Origin of the sequence: Methylomonas sp. DH-1 (assembly GCF_046097555.1) — a bacterium.
Lineage (GTDB): Bacteria > Pseudomonadota > Gammaproteobacteria > Methylococcales > Methylomonadaceae > Methylomonas > Methylomonas koyamae.
Genome location: NZ_CP143089.1, coordinates 3,365,103 through 3,391,042, shown reverse-complemented (window position 1 = coordinate 3,391,042; position 25,940 = coordinate 3,365,103). Strand labels below are relative to the sequence as shown.

At 52.4% G+C, this 25,940-nt stretch carries 24 protein-coding genes and 2 pseudogenes; 18 read left to right on the top strand and 8 right to left on the bottom strand.

All coding sequences use genetic code 11. The annotated features are described in order from the left end of the window. Positions 1-16: 16 nt before the first annotated feature. The 5 genes and pseudogenes from VXJ35_RS15390 to VXJ35_RS15370 all read left to right on the top strand — a co-directional run. Positions 17-249, top strand: a pseudogene (locus VXJ35_RS15390) (integrase core domain-containing protein); the annotation flags it as partial. 237 nt (positions 250-486) lie between these two features. Further along, positions 487-2,091, top strand: coding sequence for a tetratricopeptide repeat protein (locus tag VXJ35_RS15385; protein ID WP_197495850.1), 1,605 nt, complete (start codon positions 487-489; stop codon positions 2,089-2,091). Between the two features lie 16 nt (positions 2,092-2,107). Beyond that, positions 2,108-2,770 (top strand): DapH/DapD/GlmU-related protein, encoded by a 663-nt coding sequence (locus VXJ35_RS15380; RefSeq protein ID WP_064022242.1) that lies wholly within the window; start codon positions 2,108-2,110, stop codon positions 2,768-2,770. A gap of 153 nt (positions 2,771-2,923) precedes the next feature. After that, positions 2,924-3,736 carry a PEP-CTERM sorting domain-containing protein gene (locus tag VXJ35_RS15375; protein ID WP_064022241.1) on the top strand — a complete coding sequence of 271 codons (813 nt, stop codon included), beginning with the start codon at positions 2,924-2,926 and terminating at the stop codon, positions 3,734-3,736. A gap of 100 nt (positions 3,737-3,836) precedes the next feature. Next, the gene (locus tag VXJ35_RS15370) at positions 3,837-5,030 is read left to right on the top strand and encodes a glycosyltransferase (RefSeq protein ID WP_064022240.1); all 1,194 of its coding nucleotides are present in this window, start codon (positions 3,837-3,839) and stop codon (positions 5,028-5,030) included. A gap of 41 nt (positions 5,031-5,071) precedes the next feature. Here the strand turns inward: VXJ35_RS15370 and VXJ35_RS15365 are convergent, their stop codons facing one another. From VXJ35_RS15365 to VXJ35_RS15350, 4 genes are all read right to left on the bottom strand, one after another. Next, a complete protein-coding gene (locus VXJ35_RS15365; protein WP_064022239.1) occupies positions 5,072-6,460 on the bottom strand; it encodes a TIGR03013 family XrtA/PEP-CTERM system glycosyltransferase in 1,389 nt (462 codons plus the stop codon). A 30-nt stretch (positions 6,461-6,490) separates the two neighbouring features. Next, positions 6,491-7,270 carry a S1C family serine protease gene (locus VXJ35_RS15360; RefSeq protein ID WP_064022238.1) on the bottom strand — a complete coding sequence of 260 codons (780 nt, stop codon included), beginning with the start codon at positions 7,268-7,270 and terminating at the stop codon, positions 6,491-6,493. A 248-nt stretch (positions 7,271-7,518) separates the two neighbouring features. After that, positions 7,519-8,268, bottom strand: coding sequence for a UDP-2,3-diacylglucosamine diphosphatase (locus VXJ35_RS15355; RefSeq protein ID WP_064022237.1), 750 nt, complete (start codon positions 8,266-8,268; stop codon positions 7,519-7,521). A gap of 39 nt (positions 8,269-8,307) precedes the next feature. Further along, positions 8,308-8,820 carry a peptidylprolyl isomerase gene (locus tag VXJ35_RS15350; protein ID WP_408953916.1) on the bottom strand — a complete coding sequence of 171 codons (513 nt, stop codon included), beginning with the start codon at positions 8,818-8,820 and terminating at the stop codon, positions 8,308-8,310. Between the two features lie 181 nt (positions 8,821-9,001). Between VXJ35_RS15350 and cysS the strand changes: the two genes are divergently transcribed. Both cysS and fchA read left to right on the top strand, forming a co-directional pair. Beyond that, entirely contained in the window at positions 9,002-10,375 is a 1,374-nt protein-coding gene (gene cysS / locus VXJ35_RS15345) for a cysteine--tRNA ligase (protein ID WP_064022235.1), read from the top strand. Positions 10,376-10,484: 109 nt separating this feature from the next. After that, positions 10,485-11,114: a methenyltetrahydrofolate cyclohydrolase gene (gene fchA, locus VXJ35_RS15340; RefSeq protein ID WP_064022234.1), complete on the top strand. Its 630-nt coding sequence runs from the start codon at positions 10,485-10,487 to the stop codon at positions 11,112-11,114. A gap of 144 nt (positions 11,115-11,258) precedes the next feature. Here the strand turns inward: fchA and VXJ35_RS15335 are convergent, their stop codons facing one another. The 4 genes and pseudogenes from VXJ35_RS15335 to nifL all read right to left on the bottom strand — a co-directional run bounded on the left by VXJ35_RS15335 (position 11,259) and on the right by nifL (position 16,783). Continuing rightward, positions 11,259-12,335, bottom strand: a complete 1,077-nt coding sequence (locus tag VXJ35_RS15335; protein WP_064022233.1) for an acyltransferase — start codon at positions 12,333-12,335, stop codon at positions 11,259-11,261. Positions 12,336-12,516: 181 nt separating this feature from the next. Beyond that, positions 12,517-13,508: pseudogene (locus VXJ35_RS15330) on the bottom strand (transposase). Positions 13,509-13,632: 124 nt separating this feature from the next. Then, positions 13,633-15,159 (bottom strand): nif-specific transcriptional activator NifA, encoded by a 1,527-nt coding sequence (gene nifA / locus VXJ35_RS15325; RefSeq protein WP_064022232.1) that lies wholly within the window; start codon positions 15,157-15,159, stop codon positions 13,633-13,635. Further along, positions 15,152-16,783: a nitrogen fixation negative regulator NifL gene (gene nifL / locus VXJ35_RS15320; protein WP_082880945.1), complete on the bottom strand. Its 1,632-nt coding sequence runs from the start codon at positions 16,781-16,783 to the stop codon at positions 15,152-15,154. Before nifL ends, nifA begins: the two co-directional genes overlap by 8 nt. Positions 16,784-17,051: 268 nt before the next feature. On the opposite strand from nifL, the gene rsxA reads away from it, so the two are divergent. The 11 genes from rsxA to VXJ35_RS15265 all read left to right on the top strand — a co-directional run bounded on the left by rsxA (position 17,052) and on the right by VXJ35_RS15265 (position 25,875). Beyond that, on the top strand, positions 17,052-17,633 hold the full coding sequence (rsxA, locus tag VXJ35_RS15315; protein WP_064023544.1) for an electron transport complex subunit RsxA: 582 nt from the start codon (positions 17,052-17,054) through the stop codon (positions 17,631-17,633). A 10-nt stretch (positions 17,634-17,643) separates the two neighbouring features. Beyond that, positions 17,644-18,177 (top strand): electron transport complex subunit RsxB, encoded by a 534-nt coding sequence (gene rsxB, locus VXJ35_RS15310; protein WP_064022231.1) that lies wholly within the window; start codon positions 17,644-17,646, stop codon positions 18,175-18,177. Positions 18,178-18,188: 11 nt separating this feature from the next. Further along, positions 18,189-19,718 (top strand): electron transport complex subunit RsxC, encoded by a 1,530-nt coding sequence (rsxC, locus tag VXJ35_RS15305; protein ID WP_064022230.1) that lies wholly within the window; start codon positions 18,189-18,191, stop codon positions 19,716-19,718. Then, entirely contained in the window at positions 19,715-20,776 is a 1,062-nt protein-coding gene (locus VXJ35_RS15300; RefSeq protein WP_064022229.1) for an RnfABCDGE type electron transport complex subunit D, read from the top strand. The genes rsxC and VXJ35_RS15300 overlap by 4 nt, the downstream gene beginning before the upstream one ends. An 8-nt stretch (positions 20,777-20,784) precedes the next feature. Next, positions 20,785-21,528 carry an electron transport complex subunit RsxG gene (gene rsxG / locus VXJ35_RS15295; RefSeq protein ID WP_064022228.1) on the top strand — a complete coding sequence of 248 codons (744 nt, stop codon included), beginning with the start codon at positions 20,785-20,787 and terminating at the stop codon, positions 21,526-21,528. A gap of 90 nt (positions 21,529-21,618) precedes the next feature. Continuing rightward, positions 21,619-22,341 carry an electron transport complex subunit E gene (locus VXJ35_RS15290; RefSeq protein WP_064022227.1) on the top strand — a complete coding sequence of 241 codons (723 nt, stop codon included), beginning with the start codon at positions 21,619-21,621 and terminating at the stop codon, positions 22,339-22,341. Positions 22,342-22,353: 12 nt separating this feature from the next. Then, positions 22,354-22,617, top strand: a complete 264-nt coding sequence (locus VXJ35_RS15285) for an RnfH family protein (protein ID WP_064022226.1) — start codon at positions 22,354-22,356, stop codon at positions 22,615-22,617. Positions 22,618-22,619: 2 nt separating this feature from the next. Next, positions 22,620-22,817 carry a bacterioferritin-associated ferredoxin gene (locus VXJ35_RS15280; RefSeq protein ID WP_054758485.1) on the top strand — a complete coding sequence of 66 codons (198 nt, stop codon included), beginning with the start codon at positions 22,620-22,622 and terminating at the stop codon, positions 22,815-22,817. Positions 22,818-22,845: 28 nt separating this feature from the next. Further along, on the top strand, positions 22,846-23,310 hold the full coding sequence (gene bfr, locus VXJ35_RS15275) for a bacterioferritin (RefSeq protein ID WP_064022225.1): 465 nt from the start codon (positions 22,846-22,848) through the stop codon (positions 23,308-23,310). Positions 23,311-23,636: 326 nt separating this feature from the next. Then, positions 23,637-24,932, top strand: coding sequence for a sigma-54-dependent Fis family transcriptional regulator (locus VXJ35_RS15270; RefSeq protein WP_064023543.1), 1,296 nt, complete (start codon positions 23,637-23,639; stop codon positions 24,930-24,932). 13 nt (positions 24,933-24,945) lie between these two features. Then, positions 24,946-25,875, top strand: a complete 930-nt coding sequence (locus tag VXJ35_RS15265; protein ID WP_082409601.1) for an HDOD domain-containing protein — start codon at positions 24,946-24,948, stop codon at positions 25,873-25,875. Positions 25,876-25,940: the final 65 nt, after the last annotated feature.

Genomic DNA, 25,940 nt, shown 5'->3' with positions numbered 1-25,940 from the left:
CCAAGGCCGCCCGCCCAGCATGGGCGGTCGCGGCGCTTGGTGGGAAATGTCTTTGTCGAGCGGCTATGGCGATCGGTCAAATACGAGCGGGTTTACCTGCATGCTTACGATTCTGTCGGCCAAGCCCGCAACTCAATCCTGGATTATTTCGAGCGGTACAACCACCGAAGGCCCCATTCCAGCTTGAACCGAAAAACGCCGCACCAGGCTTACAACGATTCGCTGCCAATCCTCAAGTTGGCCGCCTAAATCATGGCAGGGATTTTACTTTAAATCACCGATTTTTTGTTCAAATCAACGGGGCCACTCCTCTCTTTTGCATTATTTTTGTTCATGGCGTCTCTCATTGTTGCTGTTATTTCAGCAGAGGGCGCAACCTTTTTTCAAGTCAGGCTGTGCACCAGATTTAGTTATAGCTCGTCCCCACTCGCGGTGGGAATATATGAATTCTCTTTTCTATCCATAAATCCTGCCCAGGAGGGTGTCGTGTTAATAAAAAAAACTAGCTATTATTGTTCTAATAGGTTTGCAATAGCTGTGTTGACATGTGGTTTTTCTATTTCTCAGGCTTGGGCCTTGTCTGTTTATCCCGAACATAAGAGCGATCCTCTTATCGAGCAGGGTTTCGGGTTGGATGGATTAGGTTTTGGCCAAGTGCCGGGGCAGGATTATTACCGTAATACTCCGGGAATTTTCTTTCAAGATAATAGTGAACTCGTCAAACAATTCTACTATAGCGGTTTAAAGCATTTGCAAGAAGGGAATAAAGAGGAAGGCGTAAAGGATTTAGAAAAGGCCTGGAGACTGGCGCCAAATCAAATACCAACTGCCGTTGCTCTATCCAATATTTATCTTAAAGATAAAAAAGTAGAAAATTCGCTCGATATTGCTAAAAAGCTTCAGCAAGCTCAGCCAAGCGTTCCTCACGGTTTTATTATCGAGGGTTTTTCTTATCAAACTTTGGGCGACGATAAAAAAGCTATAGCCGCTTTTGAAAAAGCTCTTAGCTTAGGTAAGGGTGAACCTTCAGCATCTGCGGCACTAGCCGAATATGCATTGCGTACCAAGGATGCGCAGCGAGCTCGATCGCTGTATTTGGACGTATTGAAATATAATCCCGGACATACCAGAACTTTATTTTTGCTCGCGGGGTTAGATAAAAATTCCGGGGATACCAAGGAGGTCGAGGCGTTGGTTGCGGATGCCCTGCGCAAGGCGGCCGATGATCTTGAAACTCATAATCAGTTCGCCCAAATATACGAAGTTCTTCGAAACTATTCGCAAGGAATTGGCGAGCTTGATAAAGCGCTTAAAATTCAACCGGATGACGGCTATACGCTGTTTGCTAAAGCGCGACTATTGGCTTCCGACAGGCAGCTTGATGCGGCGCGAGACATTTTGAGCAAGTTGTCAGCTACTTATCCGAAGTCTGCCAACTCCCGCGAATTAGAGGCGCGTATAGCTTTGGAGCAAAACAAGCCGGATGAAGCAGTGGTTTTATTTCAAGAGGCGTTAAAGCTTAACGACAATACGCCACTCGCAATCGAATTGGCTGTTGCTCTGATACGGGCAGGTAAGACTGATGACGCGCTAGCGGTGTTGCGAACCCGCATCAACAGCGAGCCTACTAATGTAAGTTTGCGGGCTTTTTACGCAGAGCAATTGCGCAGAAATAAAGCCTTTGACGAAGCCTTGCTGCAGTATGAAGAAATTGTCAGACAAAATCCCGATAACATCGCCGTGCATAACAATTTGGCATGGATGTTAGGTCAAAAAGGCGATATCGATTCAGGTCTGCGTCATTCTAAGATCGCTTACGAGAAGGCTCCTAAAGATCCGAACATTGCCGACACATACGCGGAGCTATTGCTAAAAAAAGGAGCATTTGCCCAAGCGGAAGCGATTTTGCTTAAAGCTTACGAAGCATTACCGAACAGCAATAGCGTTCGCTTGCATCTCTCGGAAGCCTACTTACAGTTGAACAAGCGCGACCAAGCCAAAAAGCTCCTGACCGAATTGCTGGCTCAAAAAGGTAATTTTGACGAACGCTCGCAAGCTGAAGAGTTGCTGAAGTCGCTCTCGGTAAATTGATTCTAGGGGGCCAGTTATGAAGACCCGTCCCGTTGATTTTATCTTGTCAGGGTTTTTTACAATTTTGATTTTCAGCCTGAGTTTGTTTCCAATGTCAGTTTTTAGCAGGATTCTTACCGCACCTGCTTTTGGCGATTATCACATCGTGATCGATTCGCTATTGTTTCTCTTGCTGTATGGGTTGTGGTCGGCAGCGATTCTCAGGTTAATGATGGTGTTCAAACCGTTTCCACCGGGAGAGTATTCTATGGATGATCGCTTGTTCACTTACTGGAAATTATTTACTGTGATTTACGAGTTTGGCAAAGGGGCTTTATTGCCGTTTACAACGGTGTTCGCAAAGCCGCTTATTGCCAAGTTATTCGGCGCAAGCATAGGGCGTGATATCGCCTTGGGTGGACATTTGGTTGACCCGCAACTGATCCAGATTGGCGATGAAGCTATTATCGGTCACGATTCAGTCATCTCGGCGCATACTATAAACAGTGGAACCATCGTGCTAAAGCCAGTGGTTATTGGTGCCAGAGCGACAATTGGTGTGCATGCAGTGTTAATGTCTGGAGTAAGCGTGGGAGAGGGAGCTGTCGTTGCGGCTGGTTCCGTGGTGCCGCCGGATACTAGCATTCCTGCAAACGAACTCTGGGGAGGTATTCCGGTAAAAAAAATCAAATCGTTGTAGTCGGGTGTCGCGAAATTTTACAGTTGTTCGCGCTCGTGAGTGTTTATTATTTTAACTTTTTGAAAAATATAAATAAATAAATTTGGCACTCATATTGCTTTGTTATGGCATCACCGAGTGATACCTGTTTAACCTTAAATTTGGAGCAATGTCATGTTTAGCAAAATGAAAGTTATCGGCGGAGCCTCTTTGCTGGCTCTTAGCTTTGGAGCCAACGCTGCGCCTGTTGATTTGTTTAGTACTTCTCAAGGAATATACAGAGACGGTACTACATCAGCAGGAGATGTTGGTCCTATAGTTAACAACGGTGTGGGAGGGACAGCTGGAATCGGGGATCCTACTATTCTGGGTGGCAATAGGGATGTTTATGTAAGTAAACTTAGTGATAGCAGTCCTGCTGGAGATGCTTCTGGTAGAGAAGCACGGGTAAACATCGCTGGAGGTCAGTTTGATTTTAGTACCGATACCGGAGCGTCTGGTCGTGCTCAAATCCAATGGGACGGTGCGGAAGGTACCAACGCAATCGATTTCACCGGTTTAGGTGCGTTCGACTTGACTTTTGGTGGCACCCAAAATGCATTTGCTATCGGTGTTGTGTTTTCGGATAACGGTTTTAACTTCAAAATTACAGCTTACACTGACGCGGCTAATTACACAGAAGTCACCATCGCGGCTAACGAGCACTTGGTACCCACTACAACCACTATCCCTTTTAGCGCTTTTTTGTTGGCGTCAGGCAGCTATCTGGGTGGTACTGTAGTAATTCAGCAAAACGGTGCTGGTGGTGATTTGACTAAACTGGGTGCATTGGTGGTCGATATTGACCAATTGGGTCAAAAAACCTCTTTGGATTTGACCTTGGATCAAGTAACTACTGTTCCAGAACCTTCTGTGTTGGGTTTGATGGGTATCGGTTTACTGGCTGCTGGTTACTCTCGCGGCAAAAAAGCTAAATTGGCTGTTTAAGTTTTAGCTTAGCTGATTTAGTATTGAAGCGGTGCCCTCCTCTGGGAGGCACCGCTTTTTTATGCTTTGAGTTTTTCTGGAACGGATCAATGGTTTATCAATGAAATCTGGTGCCAAACGTGTATTGATTTTTGCCGAAGCTGTGACTTTGGCACATGTGGCCCGTTGCATCACCATTGCAGATGAGCTGTCCGCATCAGGCAAATATGAAGTGATTTTGGCGGTAGACGAACGTTTTCAAGCAGTTTCTAGGCATGCAAAATATCGGTGCGTAAGGATTGAATCCGTTTCAACCGACGAGTTTCTGAACAAACTAAATAAGGGTTCGCCGCTATATAGTGCCAACACTCTTGAAAAATACGTACAGGAAGAGCTTAAAATCTTCAGTGGACTTAGTCCCGATTTCGTCATCGGCGATTTCCGATTGTCACTAGCGATTAGCTGCAGGCTTGCTGAAATACCTTATGCGACGGTAACCAATGCTTATTGGAGTCCTTACATTAAGACTTCTTATCCGATTCCTGAATTACCGATAACAAAAATTTTCGGCGAAGCTGTCGCACAGAAAATGTTCGATTTTGTCCGTCCGGCTGTGTTTGCATTGCATTCCTTAGCTTTTAATCGAGCACGTAAAAAATTCGGCTTGCCTCCGGTAGCATACGACATGCGAGAAGTCTATACCCATGCCGATTTCACGCTATATGCGGATATTGAATCTTTGTTTTCGATGCAGGATTTGCCAACAAGTCATTTGTTTATCGGTCCGGTTTTGTGGTCGGCGGATGTTGATTTGCCTGGCTGGTGGCGGAATGTGCCGGATGATAAACCGATCGTTTTTGTGACTTTAGGTAGCTCTGGCAACGCGGCATTACTGCCGATGATACTTGAAACGTTATCTACAATGCCGTTGACCGTAATTTGCGCGACGGCGCAAAAAGGTAATATAGAAGTCCGCTATCCGAACGTGTTTATTGCCGATTTTTTGCCAGCGGAACACGCTGTGAGTAGGTGTGATTTAGTAGTTTGTAACGGCGGCAGCCCGATGGTGTATCAGAGTTTGGCATGTAACAAACCTGTGCTTGGCCTTCCGAGCAATCTTGATCAATACTTGATGATGGCAACTCTGCGGCAAAGCGGTAGGGGGCACTTAATCCGCTCAGGCCAAGCAAATCCTCTAACCATTAGAAGAGTCGTCGAGCAAGCCCTGACAAATGTTTCGCAGAATCTGGCCGACGAATGTCATTTGCATGTCGATAAAATTATCGACTTGATCGATGGAAAAATGGCCATTTAGAGGTGCGAGAGGGGAACAGTTACTGACCGATGTCTTCAGCGCTATCTGGCTCCCTTTCCCCACAAAATCACCTCAACCGTACTCAGCATTATCGTCAAATCCAGAAAAAGACTGTAGTTCTTCACGTAGTACAGATCATATTGCAGCTTTTGCCGAGTGTCGAATTCGCTGGCGCCATAAGGGTAACAAAGCTGGGCCCAGCCGGTGATTCCGGGTTTTACCCGGTGCCGTTCCTTATAATATGGGATGGTTTCTTCGAAACCTTTTACAAATTCTGGCCTTTCCGGGCGTGGGCCGACGAAGCTCATATCGCCTTTCAGCACATTCAACAGTTGCGGTAGTTCGTCGATCCGGTACTTTCTGATGAACTTGCCGACTTTGGTGACGCGGTCGTCGCTTTGGCTGGCCCATTGCGCGCCGTTTTTCTCGGCATCCACACGCATGCTGCGGAATTTGATGACGTCGAATGGCACATCGCGGTACCCGACGCGCTTTTGCCGGTAAAACACGGGGGCGCCGAAACCGCTTTCGATATAGATGGCCAGTGCGGTCAGCAGCATTAGCCACCAGCTCACGGCGAGCAACAACAGGCTAGCGATAATATCGAAACTGCGTTTGACGATGGGGCGCATACCGTTATTGACAAAACCGTCGGAAAACATCAGCCAACTTGGGCTAAGGGCGGCAAGAAACACCAAGCGTTGTTCCCGTTCGTAGAAAGTTTGCAAGTCCATTATTTGCACCCCCGACATTTTGATGTCCAACAGTTCTTCTACGGGCAGCTTTTTGCGCCTGTCGTCGACTGCGATGACGATTTCGTCGACATTCGCCGCTTCAACGATGTCGCTTAGTCTGATTTTGTCGTTTAGCGCGATGGCATGCGGCACGGCAACCGGCTCGTCCTCCAGCGTTATGTAACCGACGATTTCGAAGCCTTTGTAAACGTAACTGGAATTCACGACGCTTAACTCGCCGGCCCGTTCCCCGCAGCCGATGACCAGCACTCTGCGTTTTAGGTTTTCCAGGTTTACAAAGCGGTAGAACAGATAGCGGGTGAGCAGCAAGCCGGCAAACGAAAATAAGATCGCCGAAATCAATACGCTGCGGGCCAGCATCAGTTCCGGGATAATGTAGTAAGTAAAAGCCAGGATAAAAACGGCGACGGCAAAGCTGACGCTGATCCGTTGCAGTATGTTGTATTCCTCTTTATCCAATGTTTTGCGATAAAGACCTAATGCGGAACAACTGGTTACCATGATCAGTGAAAATACTGATGCGGAAGACGCTAATTCCGTTTGCGAATACCAAGCAGCAGTATAGAGAAAACGGACCGTAGCGCCGATGTACATCGCCGAGTAGAACACCAAAGCTTCAGCGAACAGCAGCCATAGGTATGCAGTCGATATGTAATGCCGAAATATTCTGATCATGGTTCGAGCTTTCGCGCTTTCAGGGAAAGGTTATTGGGCCGCGTTTTGGTTCAACAGTGTCTTGATGTGTTCGGAAGGAATTGCGTAAGTAATGCCGCTGGGGTTGGAAATCGCGTTTTCTTTGCTGCCCTGGACGAACACTTTGTTAATGATGCCGACGACCTTACCCGACTTTATGTCATATAGTGGGCTTCCGCTATTGCCCGGATAGGCAGTCGCGTCCAATTGAAACACGTCGAAGGGGGTTTGCAAGCGCTTTAACATATTGACATTCAATTGGTTGCTGGCAATGGCCGGGATGGCATTCGGGGATATTGCGGCGATAATACTGCGGTGCGTCACCGGGTAAAGGCCCAAGACCATGCCAATCGGATAGCCGGTGAAGGCATATTGTTCGCCCTCGCGGACACGCTGCGAATCGCCGATTTCCAATGCCGGCAGCGAGCGGCCCTCTATGCTAAGCAACGCCAGATCGTGGTCCTCGTCGGTCGCGCGAAGCTCGGCGATTTGCATTTGTTCTTTTTGATCTTCCCGGTAAAACACCGCGTAGCGTTCCAAATGACCGTCGTCCAGTTTTTTGGCGGTGACATGGGCATTCGTGATTACTTTTTTGCCATCGCCCACTGCAAAACCGGTCCCGAGAAACACGCCACGCGGATTACGGCTGGGCATATAGGTGCCGATCGCCACAATACCGGGTTTTATCCGACCCAATATTTCCGGTAGGTTAAATTCGCTTGCGTAGCCGCCGTTGGGAATTAGTAAGAATGCCAGCAAAGCGATCGGGAAATACGGTATGCAGTTTTTCATGGTCAATGGATACTTAGCCCCGCGGGACATGTTTTCACTAGAGTGTAGCGCAACTTACTGGGATTGGCATTGCGCTTGGACTGTATTCGTTTTAGCTTGCGGTCAAGGCCTTGCTGCCAGAGGGTTAAACTGTTCGTTCGCGGCTGGCGGTTGAACTTGTCGCCAATTTACCGGTCGATGCAAGCGGAGATAGTAATCCGTTTCCGGTGGTTCGACGCTAAATGCGGGAATCGCTTTCCATGCAACGATTAACGACGAGCTGCCGGATTTTTTGCTTCGATGTTTTCTTCAATAAAACTGCCGTTTTTCCAGCACAACAACCCCGCCGATTCGGGGCGCCAATCCGCCAGCACGTAACGTTTAGCCGGCAAACCGTCCAACATAAATTCGTGGAAGCCCGGCCGATGCGTATGGCCGTGAACCAGTATCCGGCAGTCATATTCGCGCATGGCGGCGATGACGGTGTCCTGGTTGACATCCATGATGTCGTAGGATTTCTCACGTTTGTGAAAGTAACTGCGCAAACGGTACCAGCGGGCGGCTATAAGCCTTAGCCAAACCGGTTTGCGCAATACTGCGTCCTGCCATTCTCGGCTACGCGATTTGATTCGGAATGCCTGATAAGCTATGTCGTCACTGCACAATAAATCGCCGTGGGTCAATAACACCCGTTGGCCGTCCAGCTCGATCACGGCGAAATCCCCCAGCAGCGAAACACCGGTGTCGGTGCAAAAGGCATTGCCTAATAGAAAATCCCGGTTGCCTTGCTGGATAAAGACTTTGACGCCGGAAGCGGTAAGCTGTTTTAGCTCGCGTTTGATGTCTCGGGCGGGCCGGGTGTTATCGTCGTCGCCTATCCAGGCGTCGAATAAGTCGCCCAATATATATAAGGCTTGCGCTTTGCTGGCCCGCTGCCGCAGAAAATGAAAAAAGCGCCGGAGAATTTCAGGTTTTTCCAGCGTCAGATGCAGGTCGGATATGAACAGTATATCTTTCACGAAGAATGCCGCACCGACGGAGGTGGAGCGGCGAGTTCCTTATTCGACAATTTCGGCTTTCTCGATCACGATATCGGTCTTAGGTACGTCTTGGTGCATGCCGCGATTGCCGGTTGCCTGTTTAGCCATCGCGTCGACCACGTCCATACCTTCGACGACTTTGCCGAACACGGCATAGCCCCAACCGCTCGGTGTCGGGCTGGTGTGGTCCAGGAAGGAGTTGTCTTTGTAATTGATGAAAAATTGCGCGGTGGCGGAATGCGGATCGCTGGTGCGCGCCATTGCCAGCGTGCCGCGTTTGTTTTTCAGGCCGTTGTCGGCCTCGTTTTTGATCGGAGAATTGGTCGTTTTCTGGTTAAACGAAGTGTCGAAACCGCCGCCTTGGGCCATGAAACCTGGAATCACCCGATGGAAAATCGTGCCGTCGTAGAAACCTTGTTTAACGTAGGCAACAAAGTTAGCGGCCGATGCCGGGGCTTTTTCGTCCTCCAACTGGATGGCAATAGTGCCGAGAGAAGTGGTTAATTTGACTTTGGTATGTGTGTTGGACATTTTATTTTCTGTTGCAAATGAAAGAGTTGAGATTGAAAACAGCATCAAGTAAACCAGAGTTGCGCGCATGACCGCTCCCAAAATTAGCTGCAAGCCTTGAATTCTATGTGTTTTTATCTTGAAAGAGAAGTTCGAATCTTGGTAGATTGCCCGGTGTTTTGCCGCCTTTACGCCTCCGTACATGTTAAAAATCTACAATACTCTAACCCGTAGTAAACAAGAATTCGTGCCGAAACAGCCTGGCAAAGTCGGCATGTACGTTTGCGGAATGACCGTTTACGATTATTGCCATATCGGCCACGCCAGGGTCATGGTTGTGTTCGATACCGTGGCGCGTTACCTGCGGCATTCCGGTTACCAATTGACCTACGTCCGCAATATCACCGATATCGACGACAAAATTATTCAGCGTGCCAACCAGAACGGCGAGGAGTTTACCGAACTCACCGCGCGCTTCATCGATGCGATGCACGAAGACGAACGGGCGCTGGCGGTATTGCCGCCCGACCGCGAGCCCAGGGCGACGCAGTCGATTTCTGACATCATCGGCATGATCGAAGCGCTGATCGCAAAGGATTACGCTTACGTCGGCGCGAACGGCGACGTGTTTTATGCCGTCGCTAAGTTTGCCGGATATGGCAAGTTATCCGGGAAACACATCGAAGACCTGAATGCCGGCGAGCGTGTCGATATCGACAATGCCAAACGCGATCCGCTCGATTTCGTGCTGTGGAAAACGGCTAAGCCCGGCGAACCGGCATGGGATTCGCCCTGGGGCGCCGGTCGCCCCGGCTGGCATATCGAATGCTCGGCGATGTCGACCTGCTGCCTGGGCAGCCATTTCGACATTCACGGCGGCGGCATGGATCTGCAATTTCCTCATCATGAAAACGAAATCGCCCAATCCGAGGGCGCCACCGGGGAAACCTTTGTCAACTACTGGATGCACAACGGTTTCGTCAGGATCAACGAGGAGAAAATGTCCAAATCGTTGGGCAATTTTTTCACGGTGCGCGAAGTGTTGAAACAGTATCGTCCGGAAGTGGTCCGTTTTTTCATTTTGTCCAGCCATTACCGCAGTCCGTTGAATTATTCCGACGAACATTTGGACGAAGCCGGCATTGCCTTGACTCGGCTGTATACCGCGCTTAGAGGAGTGGATATCGCCGATGCCCCGATGGATGCCCAGTTCAAGCACCGCTTCGAGCAGGCGATGGACGACGATTTCAACACGCCAGTGGCTTTGGCGGTGTTGTTCGACTTGGCGCGGGAATTGAATAAAGCCGAAGATAAAGCGGTGTTGGCGGTGACCTTGAAAAAGTTGGCGGCAATTTTAGGCTTGTTGCAAGACGATCCGGAACAATTTCTGAAAGGCGGAGCCGGGCAGGGCGGTTTGGACGCAGCGGAAGTCGAACGGCTGATAGAAATGCGCAAAGCCGCCAAGGCCCAAAAAGATTGGGCGCAAGCCGATGCGATTCGTGACCAGCTAAAAACGCAAGGCGTTTTGCTGGAAGACGTGGCCGGCGGCAGCACCATCTGGCGCCGGGAAAATTAGCGATGAAATAAGGCTATCGCCTGGTCCGATAAGTCTTAGCGTTTCCGCCAATCTGCTTCCGCCGGAAAGGCCTATCGGTTCGTTCCGGCCTACAACGTACAAACAGGACATGAAAGAAATTAAAGATAAATCACTCGAAATTTTCCTCGACGAACTGGCAAGCAAGCAAGCCACGCCGGGCGGCGGTAGTGCGGCGGCGGTGATGGGGGCGCAAGCCGCAGCCTTGGTGAGTATGGTTTGCAATCTGACGATAGGCAAACCCAAATATGCCGAAGTGGAGGCGGAATTGCGCGATCTGCTCGGCGAAGCCGAAGTGTTGCGGCAAACGCTGCTCGGGATGGTCAAAGCCGATGTCGACGTATTCGACAAACTGATGGCTTGTTACGGACTACCGAAAACTAACGAGCAGGAAAAGCTTTACCGTGGCGAGCAAATCCAAACTGTGCTGAAAGAAGCGACATTGGTGCCGTTGGCTTGTGCCAAAGCTTGTGCGCAGGCCATCGAGCTAAGCCGCATTGCCGCCGAAAAAGGCAATCTCGGCGTGATCAGCGATGCGGGCGTAGCGGTGATGGCCGCCTACGCCGGCCTGAAGAGTGCGGCGTTGAACGTCCAGATCAATGCGGCCGGCTTGAAAGACCGAACTTTTGCCGAAGCCCAATTGGCCGAGCTCGACGGCTTGCTGGAGTTGGCTGAAAACGCAGCCGCACAGGTTTACCAAACCGTTAAGGATAAACTTTAATCGTATATGGATATTATCCTCCCTATATCTTCCGTTACTTGTTGAATTATCAAATACGAAATAGAGGGGACTGGAGCTATTTCGGGGAAGCTCGGTTTGTATCGCCTTTGGCGCCGTCGGTCAAAAGTTTGATTAGATTTAGTATTACTTGGTATTCAGCGAGTAGGGTTTCTCAACGAAAACAAATAACAATGTTGTCGGAATTAAAGTGAGGCAAAAGCTTAGCGGAAGAAATGTCCAAAACAGCCAAGTATGTTGGCTGAGCGGGGGGTAAGCATATTTGATAATTAGGAATATGAATTTTAATGCCAGTCCGTGAAGCAGGTAATAGGAATAACTCATGTTTCCTAGCCAGCGTATGGGGTTTAATGAAAACATTCTGGCGCTAAAATTGGGCTGAGAAAAGCAGTCCAGGCAAAAAATATAAAAAAATACAAAAATTATCGGATATCGCCAGTAGTCGTTGATATTTAAATACTCGACCATCGCAACCCAGCCTATTGCCAGAAAAAGTGCCGGAATGCCGAAGCAGAAGTTTTTTTTCGGGGGATGGTAGCTGACCGTTTCGTAGAGCAATATGCCGGAAACGAACATTAGCAATCTAACATGGCCGGAATAGCGGCTGAAATAAAAGAAAAACAAAACGCTCAGCAGTAAAAATAAGGTAATCCTGAGTTTGCTTGGCCAGGATCTTAGGTTTAGGCAAAAGATAATCAGTGGGGTTATGAAATAATAGAAAAATTCGTAACTTAGCGACCAGGCAACGGTAATTATCGGCTGAATGTCGAATAGGCCGGGAATTAATAAATAGTTTTGGGCAATATAAATCGCGCCAGGCAGCAAGCCGTGCGGTATTTTCGATTCATTAGGAAAAACTGCAGACAATAACAGGTAAATAATAAATACTACGGTAAATGTCGGGTAGATCCGTTGTATTCGGCGTTTGGCATACGTTAAAAAGGGCTTTCTTTTTTTTATCAGCATGCCATATATTAGAAATCCACTCAACACAAAGAATAAATCGACACCGGTATGCCCTATGCAAAACAGATATTTCGAAGCCGTAAAAGTCAAACTATCCTGGTTAATCCAGGGTTTTGCAAGAGTGGTGTAATGAACTAAAAAAACTAAAAATACCGCGAAGCCGCGAATACCTTCCATGGAAGCTATCGTGTTATGGCCGGCATGGGTTAACGTAAATGGGTTTTTGGGCCAGTTCATGAATGTTGTTTGATATAAAATGTGAATATTTATTCTTCGGAAAGATAAGCTAGTGTAACGCCCTGAGCCAAACTTTAGTTTTGGAGAAGTCTAGAAATATAATACTACCCAGGCCTTACGCCGATTCAAGCACCTTGATTGGCATGACTTTATAACTAAGGGAGTCTCTAAAAATCCACTATTAGAGCCTGTCCTGAATTTTGTGTAAACGGGTTGGTAAAAGGCTTGGCATCCGTTCTTCAAACTGAATGCTAAACCGATTTAAAGTAGCTTTCCAGTCATGCAGCGGCATGGTCCATTTTTCACTGATATTCATCAGTGCCAGATAGAACAATTTTGACAATGCCTCATCGCTGGGGAACCAGTCGCGATTTTTGGTGATTTTTCTCAGGCTCATTTGACCGGTTCAATGGCGTTGGTCGTGAAGATAATCCGGCGTATCTCCGGCGGGTAATCGAAGAAGGGAATCATCCGATCCCAGTTACGTTGCCAAATCTGGGCGATAGAGGGGTAAGCGTCATTCCATGCAGCTCAAACTCACTTAGCTATTGATGGGCTTCCTCAGCCGTCGCCGGTTGATAGATGCGCTTGAGATCGTCAGCCACCTGTTTGCGTATTTTCCAGCCGTCATAATTCAGGCTGTTACGCACCTGGTGGACGATGCGATAAATCGATTCCAGTGGTCGCGATTGCCTGGCGTTGACTTCATCTATCACAGCGTCGGTCACCGATGAAATCAGCGTTGACGACAATTCAGAGCCATACATCTCTTCCTGATGGCTCTGGATTTCGCGCACCGTCAGGTCTCGGGCATAAAGCGAAATGATCTTGTCGTCGAAATCTGTCCAACGCGTCTACCCAAAAGCCGTAAGTGATGCTTCGCGATGATTTGCAGTTCGAATTGGCCGTGACGATCACGGGGGATTTCAATCGGCACTTCACCAAAATCGCCTCTCAGTGTCTTACGGCTCTTGCCATTGTGGGCATTACCGCTGGCTTGACGATAGGCTAATGCTTGCCGTGGCCGAGATGCTCGGTCATTTCAGCTACCAACGCCCGCTCGACCAACGCTCTGGTCAGTTGCTTCAGCAGACAGTTTTCGCCAATCAGGTCTTCAGGCGTTTGGTAGCCCGCGAGTAGGCTGTCGAGCAGTTCGAGAGAATGGGTTTTGATACGGTCATTTTTTCTCCATTTAAGGAATAGCAGTTTCCTGCCTAATAGCCGTTTACACAAAAATTGTTACACCCTCTAGAATATTTCATTATCCGTCTGACCTACCAATTGCATTCGCATTGGTTCAGATTTGTTTAACGTTAATGTTCAACGTCTGGATCCGGTAAGCGATTTGCCGCGGCGTCATGTCCAACAGGCGGGCGGCCTTGGCTTGCACCCAGCCGCTTTGTTCCAGCGCGGCGATGACCCGTTCCCGTTCGTCCATGCTCTCGTCGTGCAGGTCGATATGCTTGATCGATTGCGGCGTACGGCTGATGCCGATTTCGTTTTCCAGGCCGGTGCTGGCGATCACGTCGCGGTCGATGATGCCGTCGGCGCTCATGATCGCGGCGCGTTCCAGCCGGTTTTCCAGTTCGCGCACGTTGCCGGGCCAGTCGTGCTTCATCAGGATACGGATCGCGCTTTCCTTGATTTCCAGCGGCCGGCCGCCCTGTTGTTTGGAAATCCGGTTCAATAAAAACGCCGACAGTTCCGGAATATCTTCGATGCGTTCCCGCAACGGCGGCATATTGATCGGCATGACGTTGAGCCGGTAATACAAATCCTCGCGGAAATTGCCGTCGGCCACTTCCTGCTCCAGATTGCGGTTGGTCGCGGCGATGATGCGGACGTTGACTTTCAGCGTGCGCACGCCGCCGACCCGTTCGAATTCGCCTTCCTGCAGCACCCGCAGCAACTTGGCTTGGAACGATGCCGAGATTTCGCCGATTTCGTCCAGAAACAGCGTACCGCCGTCGGCCAATTCGAACCGGCCCTTGCGCTGGCCGATCGCGCCGCTAAACGCGCCTTTTTCGTGGCCGAACAATTCCGATTCCAGCAAGGTATCCGGCAGCGCCGCGCAGTTCAGTTTCAAAAACGGGCCGTTGGCGCAGGCCGAATTGAAATGGATCGAGCTGGCGACGACTTCCTTACCGGTACCTGATTCGCCGCGGATCAACACCGTGGTGTGCCATTTCGCTACCTGGCGAATGATGTCGAACACTTTCAGCATCGGTTCGGAGTGGCCGATGATGTTTTCGAAGCGATAGTTTTTGACCAGGGTTTGCTTCAAATAATCGCGTTCGTTTACCAGTTCGTTTTGCTTGCGCTCCATGACCCGCAGCATGTTGACGCTGTGCGCGATCAGGTTGGCGACCATTTCCATGAAGCGGGCGCGTTCGCCCAGAAAGCTGGCGTCGCAGGGTTGCGCCGCCAGAATGCCGACTACTTCGCCTTGTTCCACTGCCAGCGGCGAGCCGATGAACGGCAGGTCGGGGTCGTAAACGCCCAGGCGGCTTAAGAAACGAGGCTCGTCGGCGATACGTTCGACCACAATCGTGCTGCCTTCGTCGAGAATAGCTCCGACCAGGCCTTCGCCGGGCTGGTAACGTACCGAGCGGTCGATACCTTCGCCGTAAATCTCGCAGATGCCCATGCTGTCGTCTTCGATGTCGCGCAGGGTGATCATGCCGAAGCGCAGGCCGCTGCGTTTATGCAAAATCTCCAGAATGCCTTTCAGTTTGCTGCGTAACTCGTGGGTGCTGTTCAGCAACTGGCTGACCATATAGAGCGTGTCCAGCTCCGACTCGACCAGTAATAATCGTTCACTCATGGATGTTCACCATGGCCGAATTTTTTTGACAGGGAAAACTGAGTTTGAAACTGCAGCCGTGTTGGTAATCCGGATCGATCTCGATCATGCCGCTGTGCTGGTTGACGATTTCCTTGACCATCACCAAGCCCATGCCGGCCTGCGCACCCTTCAGATTCTGCGAGGTGGTGAAGAACGGTTCGAACACCTTGCTGCGCTGGTGAGCCGGAATCCCCGGCCCGCTGTCGGCGATACTGACGTTGACCCAGTCGCGGTCGGCCGCGGTCGTGATTTTGATCAGCCGCTCGCGGCTGCCGGCGCGGTTCATCGCATCGACTGCGTTATCGATCAGTTGTTTGAACAGCATCCGCAGTTTGTTCTCCGAGCCCAATATGCTGGGCAATACTGGATTCGGCAGCCAATCGACCACGACGCCGTTGGCCAGGAATTTATTGCTGTGCAGCAGCATGACTTCGTGCAACAGTTGGTTCAGATTGACCGGCACTACGGCCGCTTCCGGAATTTCCGGCACGCAGCGCTGCAGCGTTTCCAGGGTTTCTTCGCCCATCTTTTGCACTTGTCCGAGCAAATCGCGTAGCGGGCGGTTGCTGGCGTCGTTGCGTTGGCCCATGATTTGGATCGCCGCATTGATCTGATTCAATGGTTGGCGGATTTGGTGCATCGCTCCCAATAAGGTCTCGCGAATACTGCGGATATGTTCTTCTTCGGCCAGTATGGTTCTGAGCGACTGTACCTGCAGTTTTTCCTGCTGCCGCCTGAGCGTCGTGATGTCGTTGATCGTCAACAGTAAGTAATCTTTGGACTGGCGGGCGAAAAAACTGTCGGCGCAGACGTCGTTTTCGATAAACCAGTTGCCGGAGCAGGAGAACCAGCGGGCGCCGCGCAGGCCGCTGCCTTCGATGCGGATTTCCCGGTTGGCGAAACCGTGTTGGCGGTTGACGTTGCTGCCCCACAAATCGCCCATTTCCTGTTCCAAAGCCTCCAAAAAAAACAGCGCCGGTTCGTCCTTGTCCAGTTCGCTGATCAGCATCTTGTACATCTGGTTGTCCAGCACCACCCGTTTGTCGCTATCCAGTACCGCCATCGCCACCGGCGACGCGTTCAGCACCGATTCGATCAACTGCTTCTGGTTATTGACTTGTTGCTCGGCATAGTGTGCCTGAGTGACGTCGCGGTGCATGCCGATGTAATGGCTGATCGCGCCTCTTTCGTCCAACATTGGCGCAATCGTCAAATCGGCCAAATAACGCTGGCCCAGCTTTTGCCGGTTGACCAACTGGCCGTGCCAGACCTGTTTGCGGGAAATGGTATGCCACAAGTCGTAATAGATTTGTCGGGGCGTGGACTTGTCGGATAGCTGCGATTCGTTCTTGCCGAGAATTTCCGCTGCGTTATAGCCGGTTACTTCGGTAAACGCGTCATTGATATAAAGAATATTGGCTTTCTTGTCGGTAATCGAAATCGCCACCGGCGCCTGCTCGACGGCTTTGACGAACAACGAAAACGGCAGCGTTTTACTCGGCTTGTTAGCGGCCGCCGGCGCCGGACCGTTTCCGGCCGTCAGCAGCTCGGCGGTTTCGCTACCGATCTGGCTTTGCAGAAAGTCTGGAGTCGATTTGCTCATGCGCAGGGGTCTCGGCTGTTTTATGAATACACAAAATGTATGCAATTTGAGCGCCAAATAAGAAATTGCCCGGCACCGCCGACTAAATCCAGACGATTTGTGCGGTTTGCGACAATTTTAAACCCGGTTGTTTCGCCTCTGTGTTTTTTGGCACAGAGTTTTTCGGAGCCGTTTTTGGCGTTTTTGCACTAAAACGGTGAGCTGGCGGGCGTTTGCAGCGTTGGCACAAATGATGCTGCAGAGTAAACAAAACACCAGGTTCCAAGCGATGAGCGAATACTTACTTCTGATATTGGGTACGGCGTTGGTCAACAACGTCGTACTGGTCAAGTTTCTCGGATTGTGCCCGTTCATGGGGGTGTCCAATAAGCTCGACACGGCACTGGGTATGGGTTTGGCAACCACTTTCGTGTTGACGCTGGCCTCCGCCGCCAGTTGGGTGTTGGAACACCGCTTGCTGATACCGTTCGATATCGGCTTTTTGCGGGTGCTGGGATTTATTTTGGTGATCGCCGCCGTGGTGCAATTTACCGAAATGGTGATTCATAAGACCAGCCCGGTCATGTACCAGGTGCTGGGGATTTTCTTGCCGCTGATTACGACCAATTGTGCGGTGCTGGGTGTGGCCTTGCTCAACATCCAGGAGAAATACGATTTCGTACAAAGCCTGCTGTTCGGCTTTGGTTCGGCAATGGGTTTTACCCTGGTGATGGTGCTCTTCGCCGGTCTGCGTGAACGCTTAGCGCTCATGGCGGTACCGGCGCTTTTTTCGGGGACGCCCATCGCTTTTATCACTGCCGGCATTCTGTCGCTGGCATTCATGGGATTTGCGGGTCTTTATACTAAATAAGAGGCGCATTATGTACGTATTGTCCGCCATCGTTGTGTTGACTGCGCTGGGGTTATTACTGGGGCTGGCGCTGGGGATTGCCGGGAAGTATTTGAAAGTCGAGGCCGATCCGCTGATCGAAAAGGTGGAGGCGCTGATGCCCGGATCGCAATGCGGCCAATGCGGTTTTCCCGGCTGCCGCCCGGCTGCCGAAGCCGTCGTCTCCGGTAGCGCGCCGCTGACGTTATGCCCGCCGGGCGGCACCTCGTTGGTGGAACAATTAGCCAAATTATTGGGTGTGGAAGTCGATTTGAGCCAGACCCAAGACCAGGAGCCGATGGTGGCTCGGGTCAGCGAGGAAACCTGCACCGGCTGCACCCGCTGCTTCAAAGTCTGCCCGACCGATGCCATCGTCGGCGCGCCCAAACAAATCCATGCCGTCGTCGCCGATGCTTGTATCGGTTGCAAAAAATGCGTCGAAGTCTGCCCCACCGAATGCTTGCAGATGCATCCGATAGAGGTAACCCTGCGCAATTGGCGCTGGCCTAAGCCGCTGGTGGCCTGACGGAGATGCCCATGTTCGCATTGTTCGAAAATCCGCGCTTGCGCGGCGGCATTCACGCCGAAGAACACAAAACCGAGACCTCGGCACTGCCGATTGCGACCGATTTTCCGTTGCCGAAGAAACTGTATATCCCGGTGCAACAGCACGTCGGCAAGCCGGCCGAGCCTTTGGTTATGGTCGGCGACAAGGTGTTGAAAGGCCAGTTGCTGGCCTATAGCCAGGGCACGATTTCGGCGCCGGTACACGCACCGACCTCCGGTACTATTGTCGACGTCAAGGACTTTCCGGCGCCGCACCCGTCGGCCCTGCCGATCCGCACCGTGGTATTGGAAAGCGACGGTCTGGAGCAATGGGCCGAATTGAATGTTGCGGGCGACCCGTTTCAACTCGATCCGGAAGAAATCTGCCTGCGGGTCGGCGCGGCTGGTGTGGTCGGACTGGGCGGTGCGGTGTTTCCGTCGGCGGTGAAGCTGAATCTGGGGCGGAAGAACAAGATACATACCTTACTGATCAACGCCGGCGAATGCGAGCCCTACCTGACCTGCGACGACCGTTTGATGCAGGAGCGGGCGGCCGAAATCGTCGCCGGCATCCGCTTGATGTTGCGCGGCATGGATGCGCCGAAAGCCCTGGTCGGCATCGAAGACAACAAGCCGGACGCTTTTGCGGCGATGCGTGAGGCCAGCCGGGCGTTTTCCAATATCGTCGTTTCGCAGGTACCGACCCGCTATCCGATGGGTTGGGATCGGCAAATGCTGCGTTATCTGACCGGCCAGGAGATTCCGGCCGACGGCAGGGCCACCGACATCGGCGTTGTGGTGCATAACGTCGCCACTGCTTATGCGGTCTATAACGCCGTCTGCTTGGGTCAGCCTTTGATCAGCCGGGTGGTAACGGTGTCCGGTGCGGCACTGGCCAAGCCGCAGAACGTCGAAGTGCCGATCGGCACCTTGATGTCGGAAGTATTGGCCTACTGCGGGCTGGACAAAGCCAAACTGGCGCGGCTGGTGATGGGAGGGCCGATGATGGGCGACGCGTTGCCTATCGCGGAAGTGCCGGTAGTAAAAGCCTGCAACGGCATATTGGCGCTGTCTCACGCCGATATCGAAGAACCGGAAGTGCAGCCCTGTATTCGCTGTTCGAGCTGCGTGACGGCCTGTCCGGTCGGACTGTTGCCGTTGGAGATGGCCAGTCGGATCAAGGTCAACCAACTCGATGCCGCGGTGGATTTGGGCTTGAAGGATTGCATCAGTTGCGGCAGTTGTTCCTATGTCTGCCCGTCGAACATCCCGTTGGTGCATTACTTCAAATTCGCGTCCGGCGAGTTGGTCAAGCGCCAACAAGCCGAACATAAAGCCGAGCAAACCAAGCGATTGATTGAGGACCGCAATAACCGGATGGAACGCATGCGCCTGGAAGCCGAAGCCGAAGCTCAGCGCGCCGCCGAGGCCCGCGCCGCGCGGCTGGCCGCCCAGCAGCAGGCCAAAGCCGACGGCATCGATAAAACTACGCAGAGCGTTGCCGCCGAGGAGACCGCATGAGCAGCAAACCGATCAGCGGGCCGCATACTGCGGCCAGCCGCCGCGTGGATCAGATTATGTGGCTGGTGATCAAGGCCATGGCGCCTGCTATCGCCTGCGGCCTATTCCTATTCGGTTGGCCGGCCTTGTACTTGTTGGCAACCACAGTTGCGGCGGCAGTGTTTTTCGAAGCATTCAGTTTGAAATTGAAAGGCGTAGCGGCAATGCCGTTTGTGCGCGACGGCTCGGCCATCGTCACCGGTTTGCTGGTGGCGATGACGTTGCCGCCTTGGGCGCCGTGGTGGATAGGCGTGGTCGGCGCGGCGATCGCGATTGTGTTGGGCAAGCACGTCTACGGCGGTTTGGGGCAGAACCTGTTCAATCCGGCCATGTTGGCGCGGGTGGCTTTGCTGATTTCGTTTCCGATCGAGATGACGACTTGGGCCAACGTTTCGCCGTTATTTACCGGTCCCGGCGTGATCGATAGTCTGGCCATCACCTTCGGCGGCTTGCAAAATGCCGATGCAGTGACCGGCGCCACCACCTTGGGTTACGTCAAAACCGAATTTTCCCAAGGCCGCCTGCTGCCCGGCAGCCTTTTGGAATATTCCGGCTTCCTGGCCTTTATCGGCTGGGAACGGGGTAGTCTGGGCGAGACCTCTTCGCTGCTAATTCTGGCCGGCGGTATCTGGCTGATACGCCAGGGTGTCATCAAATGGCACATTCCGTTATCGCTGTTGCTGACCATTTTTTTGCTGTCGAGCCTGTTTCACTTGCTGGACGCCACGCACTATCTGGGGCCATGGGTGCATTTGAATTCCGGCGCGGTGATGCTGGTGGCGTTCTTTATTGCCACCGATTACGTCACGTCGCCGAATACGCCGCTGGGGCAAATTATTTTCGGTGCCGGCTGCGGCCTGTTGATTTACGTGATCCGCACTTGGGGCGGCTATCCGGAAGGCACCGGCTTTGCGATCTTGCTGATGAATGCGGTGACGCCGCTGATCGACCATTACATCCGTCCGCGCATCTACGGCCGTTACCGTAACGGCAAGCCGCTAGACATTTCCAACCCCTGAGGCCGGCCATGAGTTCCGAACCCGTAAAACCGCAGGCTAAGCCGAAAGCCGGCGAATTACTCGAGTCGGCGTTGCTACGCTGGGCTAGGTTTCGCCAGCAGTTGGCGCAGTGGCTGCAACCCGACAACCTGCAGCAATTGCGGCCGCAAGTAAAATTTCAGGCCGGTGTGCTGGCCGGGTTTGCGTTGTTGGCTGCAATATTGTTGGGTGTGGCCGACTTGGCCACCCGCGGCGTGATCGAGTTGCGGCTGCGCGAAGATCTGCAAGCCAATCTGGCGCAGGTGGTTCCGGCGGAACTGCACGACAACGATCTGCTGCAGGATAGCGTGATGCTGGATGCCAAGGACAACAATTTGGGAAGCGAGCAAATCGAAGTGTATTTGGCGAAAAAGGCCGGAATCGTCAATGCCGTCTGTTTCAAATTCATCGCGCCGGACGGTTATGCCGGGCCGATTAGCCTAGTCATGGGCGTCGACCGCACTGGCGAAATCCTCGGCGTGCGCGTCATCTCTCACGTCGAAACGCCGGGCCTGGGCGACAAGATCGAAGTGACCAAATCGAAATGGGTGCTGGGTTTCAACGGCAAGTCGCTGGATAACCTGACCGTCGAACAATGGGCCGTGAAGAAAGACGGCGGCGTGTTCGACCAATTCAGCGGCGCGACGATCACGCCGCGCAAAGTGGTGCAGGCGATCAAACGCGGTCTGGACTTTTATAAGTCGCACCGGGTGGCTTTGCTGGGTGCCGATTAGCTTGCAATGGTTCCAGTCTGCCATGTGGGGTAGCCCCGATGCCAATTGTACCCGCAGCGGCAACAGTTTTTATTTGGGAGCGTAGCTGTCATGAATCTGTCGATTCTATTCTCTGAACAATATCGAAAAATCGCCCGCGACGGGTTGTGGGACAACAATGTGGTGCTGACGCAAAATCTGGCTTTATGTCCGCTATTGGCCGTGACCGGCACCGCCACCAACGGTTTGGGCATGGGCTTGGCGACGATGGCGGTGATGGTGGCGTCCAACGCTGCGGTCTCGGTCAGCCGGCATTTGATACCGGCGGAGATTCGGATTCCGATTTTCGTGCTATTAATCGCGGCCCTGGTAACGCTGGTCGATATTTTTCTGAATGCCTGGATGCACGAATTGCATAAGGTGTTGGGTTTGTTCATCCCGTTGATCGTAACCAACTGCGTGATTCTCGGCCGCGCCGAAGCATTCGCCTCCAAACAGCCGGTAATGCCGTCGATGTGGGACGGGCTGATGATGGGCGTTGGCTTTATCGGGGCGATGGTGGTGTTGGGCGCAATGCGCGAAATCAGTTCGGCCGGCACCCTGTTTGCCAATGCCTCGGTTTTGCTCGGCGAGGGTTTCCGCTTTCTAGAGACGGTATTGATACCGGAATATAAAGGTTTTTTACTGATGGCATTGCCGCCCGGCGGATTCATCATGCTGGGGTTCATGGTAGCGCTGAAGCGGTTGTTGGACCGCCGAATCGCGGCCAGGCCGGCGCCGCTAATCCAACCGGCGGCGGACATAGCGGACGAGGACGCGGTCGTGGCGGAATAGGAGGAATCGAACATGAACGTCGGGGTATGTTACGCGCAGGCCGATCGGCAAATTTGGTTACGTCTGGAAGTGCCCGAAGGCAGCACCATCGCCGATGCTATCGAGTTGTCGGGCGTGCTGAAGCAAATTCCGGAGATCGATCTGGAAACGCAAAAAGTCGGTGTTTTCGGTAAACTAGCCAAGCTGGATGCGCCGGTCAAGGAGGGCGACCGGGTAGAAATCTACCGTAAAATTACCGCCGATCCTACGCAGGTTCAACGACGGCGGGTGGCGTAACGATGTATGTCTGCGTTTGTAAAGCGGTGACCGATAGCCAGTTGGACGCGGCGATTGCCAGAGGGCTGTGTTCGCGCAAGCAGTTATTCCATTGTTTCGGCGTTGGCGGCGACTGCGGCAAATGCAACAAGGATATCGCCAGGATCTTGACCGATAAATCTGCCGGACGCTTGCGCCAAGCGGCTAACGATCGGCAGTGACCAAACACCATAACCCAGGAGAATAGACATGCAAGGGGACAAAAAAGTTATCGAGTACCTGAACAAGGTATTGGAAAACGAACTCACCGCGATCAACCAATACTTTTTGCATGCCCGGATGTTCAAAAACTGGGGTTTGCAAAAACTCAACGAAAAGGAATACCACGAGTCGATCGACGAAATGAAACACGCCGACAAATTGATCGAGCGGGTTTTGTTTCTGGAGGGCCTGCCCAATCTGCAAAGCCTGGGCCGGTTGATGATCGGCGAGAATCCGCGGGAGATGCTGGAGTGCGACCTGAAGCTGGAGCAGTTGGCGTTGCCGCTGTTGAAAGAAGCGATCGCTTATTGTGAATCGGTCAACGATTATATTTCTCGCGAAGTGTTGGAACATATCCTGGAAAGCGAGGAAGAGCATATCGATTGGCTGGAAACCCAGTTGGATTTGATCGAAAAAATCGGCTTGCAGAACTATTTGCAATCGCAAATGTAATTTCCGTTATTCCCATGGATCGGCCTGGGCCGTCTGGCTTTTGCCGGCGCAGCCGATCCACTCCAATTAAGCCTCCTCGCACGCCTTGCTCTAAAATCCCGTTACCGCCGTTTGCCATGCCGCTTTGCCGAAATATCCGGCAGGGCAGGCGAATATTTTCCGCGCGTTGCCAACAGTTGGCGCTAATAGGTTATCCTTATTCCGGTTAGCCGAGGCGCCTTAAGTCCGGTCGAATCGAGGATGTCGTGGCGTATCGCATCCCGGCCGTTGGCCTATCGCCGCTAATGGTTGCCGATTTTTCAATCCCTATCGCCGGAATGGAGCGTATGCCGCACAGTGCCTTTACCCTGGAATCCTTGCTGGAAACTCACGACTTGCCGCTGGTCATTGTAGATGCCGAATTGAATGTGGTTGCGGTCAATCGTGCTTGGGAAACCGGTTTTGGCGCTTCCCGGCAGAGCAGGGTGGGTAAGCCTTGCTGCCCAGACAACCGCGATTGCCGCCACCGGAAAATGTTCAGGACCTTGGAGTCGTACGCCGGGGTTTATCCGGATTACAGCGACCCGGATGCGGCGTATTCGTTGAATGTGCGCGGTTTTCCGCTGCTGGATGCCGACGCCATGCTATACCTAGGCGAAGTGCAGACGCCGCTGCACAAATGCCCGTCCGCCGATTCCGCGGCGATGATGGTCGGCAAGTCGGCGGTATTCAACGAATTTAGAACCCGCTTGTGCCAAGCCGCAGAAACTCAAGCGGCAGTGATGCTGCTCGGCGAAACCGGTACCGGTAAGGAACTGGCCGCCGAGTTTGTGCACCGGAATTCGAAGCAGGCGCATGGCGAATTCGTCATTGTCGACTGCACAATCTTGGGCGAAGACCTGTTCGAAAGCGAATTGTTCGGCCACGAAAAAGGCGCGTTCACCGGAGCCACCGCGGCGAAAAAGGGCCTGTTCGAATTGGCAGACAACGGCACCTTGTTTTTCGACGAGATCGGCGATTTGCCGTTGTCGCAACAGCCCAAGCTGTTGCGCGCACTGGAAAGCGGCCAATTTCGCCGAGTGGGCGGCACCGCGATGCAAAAAGCCAAAGTCAGGGTGGTTTGCGCTACGCATCGGAATTTGGCGGAAATGGTCAAGAACGGCCAGTTTCGCGAGGATTTGTTCTACCGGCTTTCGGTATTCCCGGTGGAGGCGCCGCCGTTACGCCAGCGCAAGCAGGATTTGCCGATATTGATCGACCATTTTCTGGGGCAACTCGCTGCCGGAGGCGCCGGTTATAGCCTAACGCAACCGGCGTTGGTGAAACTGATCCAATACGACTGGCCGGGGAACATTCGCGAGTTGCGCAATTGTCTGCAATTGGCCGCCGGCCTGTGCAAGGAGCGCCAGATTCAGGATAGCGACATTCACTTTATGCAGCGCCCGGTAGGGAACGGCGAATCCGGCAGCGTCGTCGGCTGGCAGCGGGAAACGGCGCCATTGGCCGGCCTTGCCCAATACGAGGCCGAATTTATCGGCAGTTTGATGAAAAAATATCAGGGCAACCGCAAACTGATTGCCGCCGAAATGAATATCAGCGAAAGAACGCTGTACCGTAAACTTAACCGGCTGCATTTGAGCTAGGCCTCGGGATACGATGATGGAATCCAATTTAATCAACTGGACGCTAGACAACATCGGCAACCAGCAACGCAACGGTTTCACGCCGCCGCGCGACATGCGGGAAACGATTGCCCAAATCAAGGCCTTGCCGCCGCTGCCGGGCAGCGCAATGCGCATCTTGAATCTGATCGGCGACCCGCACGCCGACGTCGCCAAGTTGGCGGAAATCATAGAGCTCGACCCGCTGTTGACCGCGCAAATCATCCGCTGGGCCAGTTCTTCGTTATACGGTTACCGCGGTAAGATAACCACCGTGCACGACGCGATCAGCCGGGTGCTGGGCTTTAATTTCGTCTTGGACTTGGCGTTGGGTCTGGCGGTGTTGGCGCCTTTGAAATCGCCGAAGGAAGGGCAGATCGGTACCCGGATGTTTTGGACACACGCACTGGCCAGCACCCGTTTGATGGCGCAATTGGCGGCGGCGATGCCCGAGTCGGTGCGGCCGAATGGGCAAGAATTATTTTTGGCCGGTTTGATGCACAATATCGGTTTCCCGTTGCTGGGCCACCGTTTTCCCGACGAATTCAATTATCTGAGCGGTCTGATCAATGCAAATCCGAATCTGGCGATCTTTAATCTGGAAAATTTCGCCTTCGGTTTGAACCATACCGAAATCGGCGCTTGGTTAATGAATGTCTGGTCGATGCCGCGTGCGATCACCGATATCGTCTACCACCACCACAATCCTTGCTACCGCGGCGAACATCATCTTTTGAACTTGTTGACCTTTTACAGCGATTGCCTGTTGGGCAAACTCGGTATAGGCGATGCGGCGAACCAGTCTTGTCCCGACGAAGTGCCGGCGCTGCTGGGTCTGGACGAAGCGGTTTGCCAGCAGATTCTCGATAGCCAAAACGACGAGATCAGTTACATTCTGGCCACTGCGGAGCAACTTACGGATTAATTCGAGTCGGCCGGCATGGTTGCTTGAAGACGTTTATTCGCAGAATCCGCAAAAGAATTATTGCT